Source organism: Haloterrigena salina JCM 13891, from assembly GCF_000337495.1.
Lineage (GTDB): Archaea > Halobacteriota > Halobacteria > Halobacteriales > Natrialbaceae > Haloterrigena > Haloterrigena salina.
In genome coordinates, this window is the sequence record NZ_AOIS01000036.1 from 1 (window position 1) to 17,543 (window position 17,543).

Here is a 17,543-nt window from a genome sequence, read left to right on the forward strand (position 1 = left end):
TTCTCGGCTTCCTGCTTGCGCTCGAGGAAGTCCTCGAGATCGCTCTCGTCCTCGAAGGCCGTCCCGTAGATGCGGGTCTGCATCGTGTTCTCCTCGTCGCCGCGCCAGTAGGCGCCCGCGATCTCGAGCAGTTCGACGACGCCGATCTCGCCCGTCGAGTCGACGTGGGGACCGGCACAGAGGTCCTCCCACTCGCCCTGTTTGTAGAAGGAGACGGTGTCGTTCTCGTCGGCGAACTCCTCGAGTAGTTCGAGCTTGTAGGGCTCGCCCTCGAGGCGCTGTTCGGCCTCCTCGATCGAGACGTCCTCGCGCTCGATCTCGTAGTCCTCGGCGATGATCTCCTCGATTTCGTCCTCGAGTTCCGCGAGGTCCTCCTCGTCGACGTCTAAGTTATCGAAGTCGTAGTAGAAGCCCTCGTCCGTCGGCGGGCCGATCGCGAGTTTGACCTCGTCCTCGTCGTACAGACGCTCGACGGCCTGGGCGAGGCAGTGGGCCGCGGAGTGGCGCATGACTTCGAGGTACTCCTCGGAGCCGTCGGTGACGATCTCGAGTTCGACGCCGTCGTAGACGGGTTCCTCCTTGGCGACGAGTTCGCCGTCGAGCTTGCCGGCGACCGTGTCGCTGCCGAGGCCGGGGCCGATCTCGTAGGCGCAGTCCTCGACCGTCGCGTCGGATGCGACCTCGAGTTCGGAGCCGTCGGGCAGTACGACCGTTATCCGTTCCTGTGACTGGGAATCTGATTCTGACATGGGTATCGGTATGACTGTGGGTAGTGCTGTGGCTGTCGCTGATCTGGGAACTTCGGTGAGAAGTTCGGTCGGGCGTCCGCCGTGGCCGCTCGGCTGCGGGTCCGTTTCGACACAGCCGGCGGTAGGTGTGGGTTAGAAGCGGGCGTAAGCCCCTGTAAAGCGGACACCTACCATCGTGGCTACGCGTAGTCTCGACCGCAATAAAAGCATTGTGATGGTGAGCGACGAGGACTCGCGACCGCTACCGGCGGGGATGCGGTCGCGACCTCCGTCCGCGGTCGGCTCAATCCGCGGTCGACTCCTCGCCGAGTTCCTCGAGCGGCGGAACGACGCCGAGCTCCTGGAACAGCCCGAGCGCGTCGTAGCTCGTCCACAGTTCGGCGATCGTCCCGTCCTCGACGCGGTACATCTCCATTCCCGACACGGAGACTCGATCGCCGGTCGGCTCTAAGCCCATGAACGACCCCTCGTGAGTTCCGCGCGCGGTGTACCGCAGCGCGACGGTCTCCCCCTCGGCGACTGCGGCTTCGACTTCGTATTCCACGTCGGGAAACGCCTCGCGGTAGGTTTCGACGTACTCCCTGTACTCGTCGCGCCCTCGCAGGTCGTCGCCCGCGGACGGATCGTGCAGCACGAACCCCTCCGCGAAGATCTCGTCGATCGCGTCGAGATCGCCGTCGGTCCATACCTCCTCCGGATCGCGCCGAACGAGCGCCTTGTTGTCTGTCATTGTTCGAATACAGCGGTACCGTCCCGCGGCGCGCTCCGCGCTCCCGCTCGCGGAGGCGCGGCGACCGCGTCGAACGGCTCGGCGACGTACCACGAACCGGCTTGTAAAGGGGACACACTACGGCACCGTCGCTCCCCGAGGCCCGGACGAGCGGCCGGTGCCGGAGCGCAGACGGACCGGTGCCGGTACCGATACTCGTTTTGCGCTTCACGAAGCACGAGACCGTATGACCACCGAGGCCGCGCTCTTCGACCTCGACGACACGTGCTACCCGTACCCGCCGTGCAACGAGGCGGGCAAGGAGGCGGCCTGGCGGACCGCTCGCGATCTGGAGTACGACTTCGACCGCGAGGAATTCGACGCGTTCTATCGGGAGGGTCGTCGAGCCGTCAAACGGGAGATCCCCGAGACGGCGGCCAGCCACGAACGGGTGCTCTACTTCAAGCGGGCCGTCGAGCGTCACGCGGGCACGCACCGGTCCGGCGACGCGCTGGCGATGGGCGAGGCGTACTGGGACGCGTTTATCGACGAGATCGAGCCGTTCCCGGGAGTCGCAGAGACGTTCGAGACGCTGGCCGATCGGGACGTCGACGTCGCGATCGTGACCAACCTCACGACGCGGATCCAACTCGAGAAACTCGACGCAATGGGCCTCGACGAGCACGTCGATCTGCTCGTGACCTCCGAGGAGCTGGGCCGCGAGAAACCCGCTTCGCTGATGTTTACACATCCGCTCGCGCGGCTCGACCGACGTCCCTCGGAAACGGTGATGGTGGGCAACTCGATCCGAACGGATATCCACGGAGCCAACGCCGTCGGTATCGAGACGGTGCTGTTCAACGGCGACGTCGACGAGGCGTCGCTCGAGGGCGACCGAAACCCGGACCACAAGATCGACGCGTTCGACGAACTGCTGGAGGTGATCCGATGATCCTCGAGGACGAACGCCGAGCGATCGTCGAGCGCGCGCCGGACCTCGCGGCGCTGACGCCCGGCCGAACGGGCAACCTGAGCGTTCGCGACGGCGAAGCCGGCGACGCATTCGCGATCACGCCGACCGGCGTTCCCTACGACGGCTTCGACGCCGCGGACGTCCCGGTCGTTGGCATCGACGGCGAGCGGCGCGACGGTGCGATGGCCCCGAGCAGCGAGGTGCCGATGCACACCGCGATCTACCGCCGCGAGGACGTCGGCGCGATCGTCCACACCCACTCGCCGTGGTCGACGACGCTGGCGGTCGCCCGTGAGCCGCTGCCGCCGATCCACTACATGATCGTCGCGGTCGGCAAGCGCGTCCCCGTCGCCGAGTACGCGCCCTACGGCACCGACGAGTTGGCCGAGAACATCGTCCGGGCGATGGACGAGGCCGAGACGACCGCGACGCTCATCGAAAACCACGGACTCGTCGTCACGGCGCCGGACCTCGAGACCGCGCTCGAGAACGCCCACCACGTCGAGAGCCTGGCTCGGCTGTACCTCCAGACTCGCGCCGCCGGCCTCGAGCCGACGAGGCTCTCGGACGCCCAACTCGAGACGGTCGTCGAAAAGTTCGAGTCCTACGGGCAGTAGCGGCCGGTGCCGTCAGCGGCGGGGAGACTCACTGCGAGTCGAGCAGGTCGCTCGCGGTCACCAGCGCTTCCAACTCCACGCCGGCCTCCTCGACGTTCTCGCGGCCGCCCTCCTCGCGGTCGACGACGACGAGCGCGCGCTCGACGGTCGCGCCCGCCTCCCGGAGCGCCTCGACGGCCTCGACGAGGCTCGTCCCCGTCGTCACGATGTCCTCGACGACGACGACCTCCTCGCCGTCCTCGAGTCGGCCCTCGATCAGGTTCCCGGTGCCGTACTCCTTGCGCTGCTTGCGCGCGATGACGTAGGGGACGCCGGCCGCGACGCTCGTCGCGGCGGCGAGGGGGACGCCGCCCAGCGCGACGCCGCCGAGCTTGTCGTCGGCCGCGAGCCGGTCGGCGAACGCCTCCGCGATGGCCTCGAGACAGTCGGGATCGGTCTCGAAGAGGTACTTGTCGACGTAGTACTCGCTGGTGCCGCCGTGGGAGAGCTCGAACTCGCCGAACTTGACCGCCTCCGCGTCCCGCAGGGCCTCGATGAGTGCCTCGTTCGTCATTGCTCGAAGGGGCGCACCGGACCGAAATAAGCGGTGTGGAACGGATCGACGGCCGCGCCGGCGACCGATGCGCATACCTTTTTGTTCCGTCGATGAGTGTCCCGAGATATGACAGCAACCCGCGCTCCGGAGCCCCATCCGGCCCTCAAACCGCTCCTCGAGACCATCGACTCGGCGGAGACGCCGCCGCTGCACGAACTGCCGGTCGACGAGGCGCGTGCAGTGCTCGATGACATGTTCGACGACGACGCCGACGCCGACAGCCCGTCGATCGGCCTCGAGTCGGTCGAGGATCGAACGATCGACGGACCGGCCGGAGACCTCCTGGTCCGCGTCTACCAGCCCGCGGGCGAGACGCCGCGGCCGACGATCCTCTTTTTCCACGGCGGCGGCTTCGTCGTCGGGAGCGTCGACGAACACGACGACACCTGCCGGAAACTCGCCGCCGAGACCGGCTACACCGTCGCCAGCGTCGAGTATCGATTGGCGCCCGAACACCCGTTCCCCGCCGCGCTCGAGGACTGTTACGCCGCGCTGGAGTGGGTCGACGACGAGATCGAGACGCTCGGCGGCGATCGGGATCGCATCGTCCTCGCCGGCGACAGCGCCGGCGGCAATCTCGCGACGGCGACGAGCCTGCTCTCGCGCGACCGCGGCGGCGTCGACCCCGCCCACCAGCTCCTGATCTACCCCATCACCGGCGACATCACCGAGACCGGCGCCTACGAGGAGAACAGCGAGGGTTACTTTCTCGAGCGGGAGACCATGGAGTGGTTCGACGACTGCTACTTCGGACGCGAAATCGATCGGGGGAACGTCTACGCCCGCCCGCGGCTGGCGGCCGACCTCTCGGGCCTCCCGCCGGCGACGGTCGTCACCGCCGGCTTCGACCCGCTGCGCGACGACGGTGCGCGTTACGCCGAGCGCCTCGAGGCCGACGGCGTCCCGGTCACGCACTACCATTACGACGACATGATCCACGGGTTCTTCGGGATGTTCGCCGAGCCGATGAACCTCGAGCGCGCCCACGAGGCCTACGACGACGTCGTTCGCGATCTGCAGCGGGCCCTCGAGTGACGGGACGCCGACTCGATCGGTAGCGGTCGTCCCGAGAGCGAAGGCGTCGAACCGGCGACGGACTACTGCCTGCCGAGGAACGACTCGATTTCCGCCGCGATCGGTTCCGATGCTTCGGCGGGACCGCTGTGGCTGATCCCGTCGAACTCCACGAGGCGACTGTGCGGCAGCGCGTCGTGGACCGCGCGGGCGCTCTTCCGGAGGAAGTCGGGGCCGTCGGTGCCGGTCAGCACGAGCGCGGGGGCGTCGACGTCGAGACGATCGGGAAGTCGGTACCGCTCGACGGCGCGGTTCATCCGCAGGACTTCCTCGGCGAGATCGACGCAGTCCGGCCAGACCGGCCACTCGGCTAACCAGGCGTCGAGATCGTCGATTCCGTCGGGATGGAGGACCAGTTCTACGTAGCGTTTCACCGCCTCGCCGCGTCGGCCGTCCTCGATGAGCGCCTCCATTCGGTCGGCGAGATCGGCTCGTTTCCGGAACTCGTCGGGGAGCACCGCCGGTTCGTAGGCGACGACCGCGTCGACCGCCGCGTCGGTCGCGGCCTCGAGCGCGGTGAGCGCGCCGTAGGAGTGTCCGAAGAGGATCGGACCGCCGTCGATGTCGTCGGCGAGCGCCCGGACGTACCGGGCTTCGCGTTCCAGTACCTCGTCCGCGCTCGTCTCCGCCGGGTCGTCGAGGCACGTGCCGAAGCCCGGCCGCTGGGGGACGATCGTCGTATACTCCTCGAGGTGGGGGACGACGGGCGTCCAGTACTCTCGAGGGGCCATCCCACCATGGAGTAGGATCAATGGTCGACCGTCGCCGCGTCGTTTGTACTCGACTCTCCGACCGTCTTCGGATCGCGTCGTCTGCATGGGTCGCTACCGAGGGAGGCGACCGGACTAAGTCGTTCTCTCAGTGATCCGGCTGTTTAAGTCGACCGTCGAGCGCCCGGTCGGCGAGCGGACCCATCTCTCGGCTGACCGTTTCGATGTTCCCATTTGCCTCGACGGAAACGATGTCGTATGAGCCTCGTCGCCGAATTCGAGATTCGCTGCGATGCGCTCCCGCTCGTCGGAGTCGCGGCGGCGGTGCCCGACGCGACCGTCCTCCTCGAGTTGCAGTACAACCACGGGAATCGGCCGCTGTTCATCGTCACCGCGACCGGGGGCTCTCGAACCGCGACCGAGACCGCGTTTACCGACGCTGTCGACGTCGAGGACTGGACCCTGATCGGACGGGCCGGAGAGACGCGTCGCTATCAGCTCACGCCGGCGTTGAGCTTCGAAGAACAACTCGGCGACGAGATCGACGACCTCGCGGGGCTCGAGGCCCTCGCCAGGACCGACGCCCTTATCGAACGGATCGAGGTGGAGCCGAACGGGTGGCGGCAGACGGGATGGTTCGCCGACCGTGACGCCTTTACCGCGTTCTCGTCGTTCTGGCAGCACAATGCCGGGTTCCGACTGCACCGTCTCACTCGCGACCGGACGCCCTCGCCGCCGGGCGAGGGGCTCACCGACCGCCAGCACGAGGCGCTCCGGACGGCCTACGAACTGGGTTACTTCGACGTCCCGCGTCGCACCTCCCTCGAGGAGGTCGCCGCGGAACTGGATATCTCCGCCTCCTCGGTGTCCGAGCGCCTCCGTCGGGCGCAGACGCGACTCATCCGAGAGACGGTCGCGACGACGTGGCCGCCGCTCTCGACGTAACGGCCGGTACCGCCGTCGAGTACGGGCGACGATCGAGCAAGTTCCACGCGCAGTCTCGACCGGAACCCAAAAGCATCTACCGACGGCCGATATTGCGATACAGCATGGACGTCTCTATCATCGGCAGCGGCTACGTCGGCACCACCGTCGCCGCCTGCCTCGCTGATCTCGGTCACGACGTACTCAACGTCGAGATCGACGAGGACATCGTCGCGACGATCAACGCGGGCGAGGCACCGATCCACGAGTCGGGCCTCGAGGAGCGCATCGCCGAGCACGCGGGAACGAACCTCCGCGCGACGACCGACTACGACGAGATCCGGGAAACCGACGTCACCTTCCTCTGTCTCCCGACGCCCCAGACCGACGACGGCGCGCTCGATCTGGCGCCCATGCGGGCGGGCGCCGAGTCGCTGGGGCGGACGCTCGCCGAGAAGGACGGCGACCACCTCGTGGTCGTCAAGAGCACGGTCCTCCCGGGCACCACGGAGGAGGTCGTCGGACCGATCCTCGAGGCGGAGTCCGGCCGCCGAATCGGCGACGGGCTCGAGATCGCGATGAACCCCGAGTTCCTGCGGATGAGCACGGCCGTCGAGGACTTCCTCGAACCCGATAAGGTCGTGCTCGGCGCCTCGAGCGAGGGCGCCGCTGGCACTCTCCGCGAGTTGTACGCGCCAATTCTCGAGCGCGAGGAAACCGACCTCGTCGAGACCGACGTTCGGGAGGCGGAACTCATCAAGTACGCCAACAACGCCTTCCTCGCGTCGAAGGTCTCGCTTGTCAACGAACTGGGGAACATTGCGAAGGAGTACGGCGCGGACGCCTACGAGGTGCTCGCGGCGGTCGGGCTCGACGACCGTATCTCCGACCGCTTCATGCGCTCTGGGCTGGGCTGGGGCGGCTCCTGTTTCCCGAAGGACGTCAACGCCCTGCGGGCCGGTGCCCGCGAACAGGGGTACGATCCCGACCTGCTCGACGCCGTCGTCTCGGTCAACGACGAGCAGCCCCGCCGGCTCGTCGCCCTGCTCGCCGAGCACGTCCCGCTCGAGGGCGCTCGCGTCGCCGTGCTCGGCCTCTCCTTTAAGCCCGGAACCGACGACGTTCGCAAGTCCCGCGCGCTCGACGTGATCGAACACCTCCGCGAGCGCGGCGCCGAGGTCGTCGCCTACGACCCGGTCGCGATCGAGAACGTCCGGCCGGACTACCCCGAGATCGAGTACGCCGACTCCGCGGACGCGGCCCTCGAGGGGGCCGACGGTGCGGTCGTCGCGACCGACTGGCCCGAGTTCGACGACCTCGCGTTCGACGGAATGGCGAACCGGGTGCTGGTCGACGGCCGCCGGATCGACGTCGATCGGGACGCCCTCGAGGTCTACGAGGGACTCACCTGGTAGCGCCGATACCGATGATGGAGTCGCTCGAGTCGGGCCGGCGAACCGCGACGCGCGACGGGCCGTCTACGGGAGCCGTTATAACACGCGTATTACGCAATCAGTATCCTTTTGCGGCCGCGCACGGGAATGATCGTCGATGGGAAATGACGCGGTTCGCGCGGATGCGATGCTCTCGAGCGGCGACGGCGAGGTCATCGCGATGAGTTCCGAGACGCGGGAGATCTCTCCCGACGACGTTTGCGTTCTCATTCCGACCCTCGACGAGGCGGCGACGATCGGCGACGTCATCGACGGTTTCCACGAACAGGGCTACACGAACGTCCTCGTCGCCGACGGCGGGAGCAACGACGACACTCGGGAGATCGCCCGCGATCGCGGTGCCCACGTTTTCGTCCAGTCCGGCGACGGAAAGGGCCAGGCCGTCCGCGAGGCCATCGAGTACGTCAACGTCCCCTACGTGGTGATGTTAGACGGCGACGGGACCTACGATCCCGCCGACGTCGATACCATGATCGAGCCCCTCTCACGGGGGTACGAGCACGTGGTCGGCAACCGCTTTGCCAACATGGACGACGACGCGATGAAGGCGTTGAACGGCGTCGGCAACCGAATGATCAACCGCTCGTTCAGCGTCATTCACGGCGCCGACTACGAGGACATTCTCTCGGGGTACCGAGCGTTTACCGTCGACTCGTTCGACCGGCTCTCGATCGACTCGGACGGCTTCACCCTCGAGACGGAACTCGCCGTCGAGTGTGTCAAACACGGCATCGACACGACCGTCGTGCCGATCAGTTACCGCGCCCGTCCCGACGAGTCGGAGACGAACCTTCACCCGGTCAAGGACGGCGGCACGATCATCCTCGCGCTGTACTCGCTGGCCAAGACGAACAATCCGCTGTTTTACTTCGGCAGTTTCGGCGTCGGCGGAATCCTCTTCGGTGGTGCGATCGCGTCGTACGTCCTCTGGGAGTGGGTGCAGTACCAGGTCGGCCACGAGATCATGGCGTTGGTCTCCGCGGCCGCGATCTTGCTTGGCGTTCAGTTGCTCATCTTCGGCGTCCTCTCCGATATGCTCCTCTCCTTGCACCGCGAGCAACGGCGCCGCCTCGAGCAGATCACTCGCAAGAGCCGCGAGCGAGACGACGACGGGCGATAGCGCGTTAAAAGGGCAGCATCGAGCGGACCTGCTGGAAGACGCCGTTGGAGTTGTTCCGCCGATACTCCTCGAACGGCCCGTGCAGTTCGTTCAACAGTTCCTGACGCGAGCGAAACTCCTCAACATCGACTTCCGCGAGCATCTCGCGCAGCGCGACGTCGTTTCCGTGGACGTTGTACGGAATGCGTTCGTGGCCGAGTTCGGCCGCGACGTCGTCTTTGGTCGCCGGAAACGATAGCTCCGCGTCCTTGAGACGAGCGTCGACGGCGGCGATACCGAACTCGACGCTCTCGGGTTCGTCGTCGTCTCCGCTCGATGGTGGCCGGACTCCCATACGATCACGTACCGTGTCCGGCCGCAAAACCGCTACGAAGACGACCACGGAATCGCGCTCTCAGTCGCGGTCGAATCGCGCTCCCGATTCGGGAGCAAAGCGACGCTGCCGGACCGCGACGGACGCCCGCTCCCGACACGCATTTGTCGCCGGCGATGAAGACACCTGTATGACCGAATACACCACGGTCTCGATTCCGAAGGATCTGGCCGACCGCGTCGAGGAGACGATCGACGGCACCAGCTTCCAGAGCACGAGCGACCTCGTCCGGTTCCTGCTCCGGAGCATCGTCATCCAACACCAGAAGGAGGGCGAACTCACCGAAGCCGAGTTCGAGGAGATCACCGAACAGCTTCGCGGCCTCGGCTACCTCGAGTAGCGCGGGCGCCATCGCTCTCGAGGCCGAAGGGTCGCGTCTCGAGTCGGCGGCGCTCGATCCTCGAGGTAGCGGCGTCCGCGTTATCGAACCGGCGGTCGTCCGATCGCGGCTCGCTGCCAGCCGGCACGAGACGGCCCGTGACACCGCTCTTCTCGACACCCCGGTAGAACAGGCACGGTTATTATCTGGTTCGAGGCGCTAGCTCCGAGTGGAGGTCGAAGACGGATGCCACACGTCCCGGACTTCCCATCGCCGTCGGACGACGCCGACGACGATCGCGACCCGGAGCGTCGGAGCATCGTCGATCGAATAATCGGCGACGGCCACTGGCCGACGAGCGCCGCGCCGCGACCGGAGCCGGTTCCGGCCTCGTTCCGGTAGCGGTCGCGGGCTCGCGGCGCGTTCGGATTCGGTTTTTCTCGCCGGGTTAGTCGGTCAGCGACTGGTCCGGCGGTCGCGCGTCGACGACCTCGAGGGGCTTGCGCCGACCGCGGCGATCGAAGGCGCCGAACGACCGGTCGTCGAGTTTCCAGGGCGGAACGGCGACGAAGATCACTTCCGCGAGGTCGTCCCGTCTGGTCACCTCGAGTTCCCGAAGCGGGTGCGAGACGAACTGTCCCTGCGTCTGGCGGGCCGGTGTCGTGAGATCGACGCCGAAGACGGCGTTGAGGGCGTTGTCGGGATCGGGAAGGAAGAAATCCGTGAAGACCGGCGTCTCGGGCGCCAACTCGGTCGTCGTGCCCTCGAGTTCGCCGGCGGGCGTCACCGAGACGCCGGTCGTCACGCGGTCCGGATCGGCGTCGCTGGCGAGATCGAGGAGAACGTCGACGAGCGCCCGCGTGATGTAGACCACTATTCCCCGTAAGTACCGATCGTAGTTAGTTGTACCCCCACGGACGTCGCTGCAACCGATGTCGGAATGAGAGGGGACGATTCGACAATTTCGGAACAGAATACGGGCGATTCGACAGTGCTGGAGCGCGATGCGAGCGCTTCGATCGTATCGGCACCGGTTTCACGGCGTAGTGACTTTTCTTCGTTTAGATCGGCAGCAGCTGCCACGCCATCCCCGCGTACACCTGCGGCGCGCGCCGTCGGGCGTTCTCGAGGGCGTCCGCGAGCGCCGCCGGGGCGTCGGTCATGATTCCGGCGCCGTGTCCAACGAGGATGCGCTCGGGCGAGAAGCCGCCCAGTTCCTCGCGGGGCGGGATGGGCCGGCGCACCGGGTGGACGCCGAGCCGTTCGCTTCCGGCGCGGAAGAACGCGGCCGTGCCGACCGACTCGGGGACGACGAGCGTTCCGTCCTCGGGGTCGTAGAGGGCGACCTCCTTCCAGAAGCGATTGTCGACGATCGTATGGGCCTCGAGGCCGGTGTCAGAGAGTTCGTCCGAAAAGCGGGCGACCGGGGCGTCGAGATCCTCGGTGACGCCCTCGAAGATCCGCGGGAGATAGACCGGCACGTTGTGCCGGTCGGCGATCGCTTCGGCGTCCCGCGTGTGACGATCGAGCAGGACGACGACCCCCCGTACGTCGCCGAACTCGGCGACCAGTTCGTCGAGTCCCGCGACGTCGACGGGATCGACGAGCCAGACGTCCCCGTCTACCTCGAGAGCGTGGCTCGCCCGTTGCATCTCCTCGTCGGGGTGGGCGATCCAGCCGACGCCGCCGTCGAAGCGGTCGATCTCTCGAAACTCGGTCGCGCGCTCGTCGACGCGGAACGGCATACCGACAGCTACGACGGCGGCGCGTAAAAGCGTAGGCAACGCCTCTATGTCGTCGCCCCGCGTACGTCCCGCCATGCTCACCGGGCTGTCCTGGCTCGCCCTCGAGGCCAAATACCTCGAGCCGGCGCGGTCGTTCTACGAGGAGACGCTGGAGTTGGCCTGCACCGCGGAGCGCGAGGACGAACTCGTCTTCACCGCCGGGGAGACGGATCTCGTGGTTCGCCGGCCCGAAGCCGTCCCGCGGGGCGGGCTCCATACCCACTACGCGTTCTCGATCCCCGACGACGAGTACGACGACTGGTGGGACCGCCTGAGCGCCGACTACGACCTCGAGGAGGCCCGGTTCGGCCCCGCAAAGTCGCTGTACCTCTACGACCCCGACGGCAACTGCGTTGAACTCGGTCAGCAGGGCGTCGAGGGCCCCGGCATCGACGGGATCTTCGAGGTCGTCCTCGAGGTCGAGGACCTCGAGCGCGCGGAGTCGTTCTACGCCGCGCTGGGGTTCGAGACGGTCGACGGCGGCGACGAACGAAAGCGGATCCGGATGAACGGCCCGATGGCGCTGGAGCTCTGGGAGCCCCACCTCGGCATCGCCGACGCCCGCGGCGGCGTCCACGTCGATCTGGGGTTCGAGAGCACCGAACCGACCGCGGAACTCGAGGCGGTCAGCGATCGCGTCCGGCGCGTCGACCGCGTCGACGACGAGGAGGTCGTCGTCCGGGATCCGGACGGCCATTTCCTGACGTTCACGACGTGACGGACGCGAGTCTTTCGGAAACGGATCGGCCATTGACTGGTCAGCGAGTCGCAGTGGAGGATAGCGGCGACCGTTACGGTCGACTGTCTGGCGGTTCTTCGCTGTCGGCTCGAGGCGGGGACGCCCGGTCCGATTCCCGGGTCTCGGCGCGCGGCAACGTGAAGTAGAACGTCGCGCCCTCGCCGGGTTCGGCGTCGACCCAGATCGTCCCGCCGTGGCGCTCGACGATCCGCTGGCACAGCGCCAGGCCGATGCCCGAGTCCGAGCCCTCCTCGGACGTGTGGGCGGTTTCGAAGACGTCGAAGATCCGCTCGGACTGCTCTGACTCGAGCCCGATCCCCTGATCGGCGATCGCGAACCGCCACTCGTCGCCGGTTCGTTCGACGCCCACGTGCACCTGCGGCGGCTCGTCCCCGCTGTACTTGAGCGCGTTCGAGACGAGATTACGGAAGACCTGCGCGAGCTGGTCGCCGTCCGCGGTCACCGTCGGGAGTTCGTCGACGGTGACCGTCGCGTCGGTCTCCTCGATCCGCGGCTCGAGGTCCGTGAGAACGTCGTCGAGAACCGCCGCGGCGTCCGTCGGCTCCAGGGGGTCCCCGCGGGTGGTGACTCGGGAGTACTCGAGGAGGTTCTCGATCATCGCCCGCATCCGGTCGGCGCCGTCGACCGCGAAGTCGATGAACTCCTCGGCCTCCTCGTCGAGGTCTTCCCGGTAGCGATCCTCGAGCAACTGGAGGTAGCTTGAGACCATCCGCAGCGGTTCCTGCAGGTCGTGGGAGACGGCGTAGGCGAACTGCTCTAAGCGCTCGTTCGACGCCTCGAGGTGGTCGACGCTTTCGGCTAACTCCTGTTGGGTCCGTCTGAGCTCCGTCACGTCGGTGTAGAGCGCGAACGCCCGCTCGCCTTCCTTTCCGACCTCGTAGGGGATCACGCGGAGCTTGTAGTGACTGCGGCCGTCGGGACGGTCGACGGTGACCTCATTCTGGTAGATCTCGTTTTCCGCAACGTGGGCCGCGACCGCCGCTTCCGTCTCCGTCTCCCGGAGCGGCACGACCTCGAACAGGTTCTCACCCTGGGCGTCCGCGCTCGTGTGGTCGACGAGGTCCTCGAAGACGGTGTTGGCGCGATCGATCGTCGGCTCGCCGTCCGTATACCGGATGTCCGCCGCCGCGGACGGCGTGTTCTGGAACAGCGACTCGAACCGCTGCTTCTCCGTTCGGACCTCTTTTTCGATCGCCTCGAGATCGGCGATAGACCGTTTCCTGCGGGCGGTTTCCAAGCCGACGATGACGCCCGCTATCCCCCCAACGAGCGCCACGAAGATCGCCTGGAACAGGATCACGTCGAACTCGATCGTCGCCTCCGGAACCAGGTACTGATGCGACGCGTATCCCCCGGACGCCAGCCCCGCGAGTACGTACCCGGTGACCGTGTAGCGACCGATGATACCGAGCCCGTTCGGCGCGTCGGCGTTCGCGAGCGCGTAGTAGCCGACGCAGCCGAACGCCAGCGAGAGCACGACTAGCGACCACTGCCCGACTATCGACAACAGCAACTGCGTTTCGTGAATCCGCACGTGATAGACGGAGACGGCTAGCGAAAAGAGAAAAACCGTCGCGACGATCGCAGTTCCGAGCCAGTTCGGAAAACGCCAGTCCATACGATTGTTTGCTACTTGTATCAGTTATAAATTGGGTCGAAAGGACCGCAGAGACTGTTTAACTCGCTGCCATGCACCGAACAGGCGTCGAATCGTTGAACGGTCTCCGACGACCGGGGACCTCCTGTGATGAGCACGCCCGTAGAGCCGGTCGCCGCCGGCCGAACACTCCTGCAGACTGCAAGCCCGCTATTTATCGAACCAAGCGCTGTCCCAACAAACGGATCGCCCATGAGCATCGACTCAACCGAAGACCTCTTCGTATCCGGACTCAAGCACGCGTATTACACCGAACAGCAACTCGTCGACGCCCTCGACGAACTCGAGCAGACCTCCTCGAGCGAGGAACTCAAGAGCGGGTTCGCCGAGCACCGCGAGGAAACGAAGACGCACGTCGACCGCATCGAGCAGGTGTTCGACCAGCTCGACGCCGACGCCGAAGCCCAGGAAGACCCCGTCGTCGAGGGGATGATTCAGGCCCACGAGGAGTTCATGGATCAGGATCCGAGCGATCAGGCCATCGACCGGTTCAACATCGCCGCCGGCCAGAAGTCCGAACACTACGAGATCGCCACCTACGGCAACCTCATCCCGATGGCCGACCAGCTCGGGATGGACGACGCCGCCGACCTGCTCGAGGAAACCCTCCGCGAGGAGCAGGACGAACTCGATACCCTCTCCGAGAAGGGCGAGCAGTTCGACTACGGCGAACTCGAAGCGTCGAACTAACGGCGCGACCCGCGCGACCTCGCTTTTTCTCGAGCGCGAGACGCCGAGACGAAGACTACAGTCGATCCGTGCTCACGTCGACGCCCGGCGGCGTCACCAGCAAGAATCCGCGGAAGTGAACGAGGTTCCCCCCCGACTCCCTAACGTCGCGAGCGAAGCCGGCGGCCAGTTCGTTGACGTCGCCCTCGACGTTGAGGACGAGCACGTTCCCCTTCGAGATCGCCTCGAGCCACTCCTCGGCGGGCGTCTCCCCGTCGAGAACGCCGAGGACGATACTGCCCTCGATCTCGAGTTCCTCATCGATGTGTTCCTCGACGGTCCGGAGGTCGAGGTCGAAATCGCTCATAGGGGGTGCGTCGAACCGGGACGAGAAAAACGTTCGCCATCAACCGTTCACGCTGCGTGCGGTCGCTTCGCGACCGCACTCGGCAAAAGGTTGATCAAAAGCACGTCGTCACCCCCTCAGCCGCGCCGAGGCGCGGCTTCGAGGGTTCCTCGGCCCGCTCACTCACTCCGTTCGCTCACGGCTGCGCCGTTCGCGTCTCCGAGGCGGCTTCGCCGCCTCGCTTCGCTCGCGGCTGCAGTCGTGTGCCCGACTCGAGTCCGAGACGCTCAGTCCATCGGAAACTCCTTCTGGAATCCGCGGAACTCCGTGCGGTGGGCTTCCTCGTCGGTGAGGATCGTCACCGCAACGTCCTCCGTGACGGGGTCGTTCGCGTCTTCGGCGGCCTCGATCAGCGAACGGTAGGTCTCGATCGCATCGTTTTCGGCCTCGAGGACGCCCTCGATGACCGACTGGACGTCAGTGGTGTCTTCGGGGGGCTGGAGGCTGTGCTGTTTGGCTTGGAACTGCTCGGAACCGGGCGGTGACTCGTCGAGTTGCTTCAGGCGCTCGCCGAGTATCTGCGCGTGGTCGAGTTCCTCCTGAATGTCCTCCTCTAAGCTCGCCTTGACCTCCTCGGCGTGGATCCCGTCCAGGACGATCGCGTTCGAGAGGTAGTTCATCACGGTCTCGAGTTCGTCGGTGTAGGCCTCCGTCAGGAGGTCCGTGATCTCGTCGGTTGTCATGCCGGCCGACCTACCACAGCGAGCGGTAAAACCCTGCAGCGCGCGCTTGCATGACGTGTTTATAAACACCCGGCCGTTCGTCGCCGATCCGCAGCGGCGCGGCTACGTCCGCCCGAACGACGCCGCGCCGAGGGCGGGCGTTTGGTTATATAGACGAATGGGCGCTAATAGGTCGATATAATCGAAATGTTCGTCTCGGTTCGAATCAGGGGGGCGAATTCTACCCAACTGTCAACCGATGAGCGCGCGCCAGCGAGTCTCGGTCGTCGTCAGCTCGCGATCGGGGTCGATTCGAGACGATCGCGGTCTCGTTCGCTCTCGATCGAAGTATGATAATAGGAGGTAATAGGAGAAGTAAGGCCGTTGGTGTCTTGCGGTTTTCGACCCTCGTCGGATATTGTGGTTTGTGATGACCTGACATTCGAGAGTCGAAACAGCGGTATCTTTATATACCTCGTCGCCCGTCGAATTCAGATACAATGTCTTCACAAGACGATTCGTCCTCTGACACCAGTCAGGGGGGTCGAGTTCTTCCAGGGCACGTTAGATTCCACTGACGAAATAGAGTCAGCACGTGTCTTCGATACGACCCTCCGGGACGGCGAACAGTCGCCCGGAACTTCGTTCTCCTACGACGACAAACGGCAGATCGCGTCCATCCTGGACGACATGGGGACCCACGTCATCGAGGCGGGCTTCCCGGTCAACTCGGACGCGGAATTCGAAGCCGTTCGCGATATCGCGTCGTCGACGCAAACGACGACCTGCGGGCTAGCCCGCGTCGTCGATGCGGACATCGAGGCCGCACTCGATTCGGGTGTCGAGATGGTGCACACGTTCGTCAGCACCAGCGACGTCCAGATCGAGGACTCGATGCACGCGACGCGAGACGAAGTCGTCGAACGCGCAGTCGAATCGGTCGAGCGCGTCACCGAGACGGGAACTACCTGCATGTTCTCGCCGATGGACGCGACCCGAACTGACGAGCAGTTCCTGCTCGAGATCATCGAGGCCGTCAGCGAAGCCGGCGTCGACTGGATCAACATTCCGGACACCTGCGGCGTCGCCACGCCGACGCGGTTCCGGGCCATGATCGAGAAGGTCTGTGCCCACACCGACGCTCGGATCGACGTCCACACCCACGACGACTTCGGGCTGGCCACCGCTAACGCGCTGGCCGGCATCGAAGCGGGGGCCGATCAGGCGCAGGTCTCGGTCAACTCCATCGGCGAGCGCGCGGGCAACGCCGCCTACGAGGAGTTCGTGATGGCCGTCGAGTCCCTGTATCAGACCGATACAGGGATCGACACGACGCGCATCGCCGAGCTCTCGAACGTCGTCGAGGAGAAAAGCGGGATGGCGACGCCGGGCAACAAGCCCGTCGTCGGCGACAACGCATTCTCCCACGAGAGCGGCATCCACGCCGCCGGCGTCATCGAGAACTCGGACACCTTCGAGCCCGGCGTCATGACCCCGGAGATGGTCGGCGCCGAACGCCGCCTGATCCTGGGGAAACACACCGGCACCCACTCGGTCCGCGAGCGCCTGGCCGAACTGGGCTTCGAGCCCACCGACGACCAGGTCACGGCGGTAACTCGCCGCGTCAAGGACTTCGGGGCCGAGAAGCGCCGCGTCACCGTCGACGACTTGGAGCGCTTCGCCGAAGAGGCTGGCATCGAACGCCAGTCCGAAGAGGAGGAGGAGGAGGTGCGCGTCTAAGGGATGTCCTCCCCGTTTGCCACCGTTCGCGAGCCCCTGCTGTCGCGCTCGAGCGGGCCGACCAGCAATACTTGCAACGGCTTGAAAACTCGCAAGGGTTATGTCACTCGAGGGTCCTACGAAAACGATAATGACGGTCCGCGCTTCACTGTCGGCTCGCAGTCCGGTCGACACCAGCGCGCTCGCTCCGATTCGTATTGTAGGGGCGCCTACGCCCCGCATCTAGTACCTCGTAGCTTCGGACCCGA

At 65.9% G+C, this 17,543-nt stretch carries 21 protein-coding genes; 11 read left to right on the plus strand and 10 right to left on the minus strand.

The window, feature by feature from the left end; translation table 11 throughout:
- Both C477_RS09720 and C477_RS09725 read right to left on the minus strand, forming a co-directional pair.
- A partial coding sequence (locus C477_RS09720) for a TGS domain-containing protein (RefSeq protein WP_008894304.1) occupies window positions 1–749 on the minus strand: 749 nt, incomplete at its 3' end.
- Between the two features lie 283 nt (window positions 750–1,032).
- Window positions 1,033–1,479, minus strand: coding sequence for an ester cyclase (locus C477_RS09725; RefSeq protein ID WP_008894305.1), 447 nt, complete (start codon window positions 1,477–1,479; stop codon window positions 1,033–1,035).
- Window positions 1,480–1,705: 226 nt separating this feature from the next.
- Here C477_RS09725 and C477_RS09730 point away from each other — a divergent pair, with 226 nt between their 5' ends.
- Both C477_RS09730 and C477_RS09735 read left to right on the plus strand, forming a co-directional pair.
- Complete coding sequence (locus tag C477_RS09730; RefSeq protein ID WP_008894306.1) at window positions 1,706–2,410, plus strand: HAD family hydrolase; 705 nt, start codon at window positions 1,706–1,708, stop codon at window positions 2,408–2,410.
- Window positions 2,407–3,048 (plus strand): class II aldolase/adducin family protein, encoded by a 642-nt coding sequence (locus C477_RS09735; RefSeq protein WP_008894307.1) that lies wholly within the window; start codon window positions 2,407–2,409, stop codon window positions 3,046–3,048. Before C477_RS09730 ends, C477_RS09735 begins: the two co-directional genes overlap by 4 nt.
- A gap of 28 nt (window positions 3,049–3,076) precedes the next feature.
- On the opposite strand, the gene pyrE is transcribed toward C477_RS09735, so the two are convergent.
- Window positions 3,077–3,601 (minus strand): orotate phosphoribosyltransferase, encoded by a 525-nt coding sequence (gene pyrE / locus C477_RS09740; protein WP_008894308.1) that lies wholly within the window; start codon window positions 3,599–3,601, stop codon window positions 3,077–3,079.
- A 108-nt stretch (window positions 3,602–3,709) separates the two neighbouring features.
- Here pyrE and C477_RS09745 point away from each other — a divergent pair, with 108 nt between their 5' ends.
- Window positions 3,710–4,678, plus strand: a complete 969-nt coding sequence (locus tag C477_RS09745; RefSeq protein WP_008894309.1) for an alpha/beta hydrolase — start codon at window positions 3,710–3,712, stop codon at window positions 4,676–4,678.
- A gap of 62 nt (window positions 4,679–4,740) precedes the next feature.
- On the opposite strand, the gene C477_RS09750 is transcribed toward C477_RS09745, so the two are convergent.
- On the minus strand, window positions 4,741–5,535 hold the full coding sequence (locus C477_RS09750; RefSeq protein ID WP_049914465.1) for an alpha/beta fold hydrolase: 795 nt from the start codon (window positions 5,533–5,535) through the stop codon (window positions 4,741–4,743).
- 150 nt (window positions 5,536–5,685) lie between these two features.
- Here C477_RS09750 and C477_RS09755 point away from each other — a divergent pair, with 150 nt between their 5' ends.
- The 3 genes from C477_RS09755 to aglJ all read left to right on the plus strand — a co-directional run bounded on the left by C477_RS09755 (window position 5,686) and on the right by aglJ (window position 8,925).
- Entirely contained in the window at window positions 5,686–6,372 is a 687-nt protein-coding gene (locus tag C477_RS09755) for a helix-turn-helix domain-containing protein (RefSeq protein ID WP_008894311.1), read from the plus strand.
- Window positions 6,373–6,476: 104 nt separating this feature from the next.
- A complete protein-coding gene (gene aglM / locus C477_RS09760; RefSeq protein ID WP_008894312.1) occupies window positions 6,477–7,766 on the plus strand; it encodes a UDP-glucose 6-dehydrogenase AglM in 1,290 nt (429 codons plus the stop codon).
- A gap of 136 nt (window positions 7,767–7,902) precedes the next feature.
- Entirely contained in the window at window positions 7,903–8,925 is a 1,023-nt protein-coding gene (gene aglJ / locus C477_RS09765; RefSeq protein ID WP_008894313.1) for an S-layer glycoprotein N-glycosyltransferase AglJ, read from the plus strand.
- A gap of 4 nt (window positions 8,926–8,929) precedes the next feature.
- On the opposite strand, the gene C477_RS09770 is transcribed toward aglJ, so the two are convergent.
- Complete coding sequence (locus C477_RS09770) at window positions 8,930–9,259, minus strand: DUF5789 family protein (protein WP_008894314.1); 330 nt, start codon at window positions 9,257–9,259, stop codon at window positions 8,930–8,932.
- A gap of 169 nt (window positions 9,260–9,428) precedes the next feature.
- Between C477_RS09770 and C477_RS09775 the strand changes: the two genes are divergently transcribed.
- Together C477_RS09775 and C477_RS24070 are read left to right on the plus strand one after the other, a co-directional pair.
- A complete protein-coding gene (locus tag C477_RS09775) occupies window positions 9,429–9,638 on the plus strand; it encodes a ribbon-helix-helix domain-containing protein (RefSeq protein ID WP_008894315.1) in 210 nt (69 codons plus the stop codon).
- A gap of 225 nt (window positions 9,639–9,863) precedes the next feature.
- Complete coding sequence (locus C477_RS24070; protein WP_008894316.1) at window positions 9,864–10,019, plus strand: hypothetical protein; 156 nt, start codon at window positions 9,864–9,866, stop codon at window positions 10,017–10,019.
- 46 nt (window positions 10,020–10,065) lie between these two features.
- Here C477_RS24070 and C477_RS09780 read toward each other — a convergent pair whose 3' ends face one another.
- Both C477_RS09780 and C477_RS09785 read right to left on the minus strand, forming a co-directional pair.
- Window positions 10,066–10,491, minus strand: coding sequence for a hypothetical protein (locus C477_RS09780; RefSeq protein ID WP_008894317.1), 426 nt, complete (start codon window positions 10,489–10,491; stop codon window positions 10,066–10,068).
- Window positions 10,492–10,678: 187 nt separating this feature from the next.
- A complete protein-coding gene (locus tag C477_RS09785) occupies window positions 10,679–11,362 on the minus strand; it encodes a hypothetical protein (protein WP_008894318.1) in 684 nt (227 codons plus the stop codon).
- A gap of 73 nt (window positions 11,363–11,435) precedes the next feature.
- On the opposite strand from C477_RS09785, the gene C477_RS09790 reads away from it, so the two are divergent.
- The gene (locus C477_RS09790) at window positions 11,436–12,119 is read left to right on the plus strand and encodes a VOC family protein (RefSeq protein WP_008894319.1); all 684 of its coding nucleotides are present in this window, start codon (window positions 11,436–11,438) and stop codon (window positions 12,117–12,119) included.
- A gap of 73 nt (window positions 12,120–12,192) precedes the next feature.
- Here the strand turns inward: C477_RS09790 and C477_RS09795 are convergent, their stop codons facing one another.
- Window positions 12,193–13,779, minus strand: coding sequence for a sensor histidine kinase (locus C477_RS09795; protein ID WP_008894320.1), 1,587 nt, complete (start codon window positions 13,777–13,779; stop codon window positions 12,193–12,195).
- Between the two features lie 231 nt (window positions 13,780–14,010).
- Between C477_RS09795 and C477_RS09800 the strand changes: the two genes are divergently transcribed.
- On the plus strand, window positions 14,011–14,508 hold the full coding sequence (locus C477_RS09800) for a YciE/YciF ferroxidase family protein (protein WP_008894321.1): 498 nt from the start codon (window positions 14,011–14,013) through the stop codon (window positions 14,506–14,508).
- A 55-nt stretch (window positions 14,509–14,563) separates the two neighbouring features.
- On the opposite strand, the gene C477_RS09805 is transcribed toward C477_RS09800, so the two are convergent.
- Both C477_RS09805 and C477_RS09810 read right to left on the minus strand, forming a co-directional pair.
- Window positions 14,564–14,854 carry a DUF5779 family protein gene (locus C477_RS09805; protein WP_008894322.1) on the minus strand — a complete coding sequence of 97 codons (291 nt, stop codon included), beginning with the start codon at window positions 14,852–14,854 and terminating at the stop codon, window positions 14,564–14,566.
- Window positions 14,855–15,120: 266 nt separating this feature from the next.
- Window positions 15,121–15,576, minus strand: coding sequence for a ferritin-like domain-containing protein (locus tag C477_RS09810; protein ID WP_008894323.1), 456 nt, complete (start codon window positions 15,574–15,576; stop codon window positions 15,121–15,123).
- 468 nt (window positions 15,577–16,044) lie between these two features.
- On the opposite strand from C477_RS09810, the gene C477_RS09815 reads away from it, so the two are divergent.
- Window positions 16,045–17,295, plus strand: a complete 1,251-nt coding sequence (locus C477_RS09815; RefSeq protein WP_449404397.1) for a LeuA family protein — start codon at window positions 16,045–16,047, stop codon at window positions 17,293–17,295.
- The last annotated feature ends 248 nt before the right edge of the window (window positions 17,296–17,543 follow it).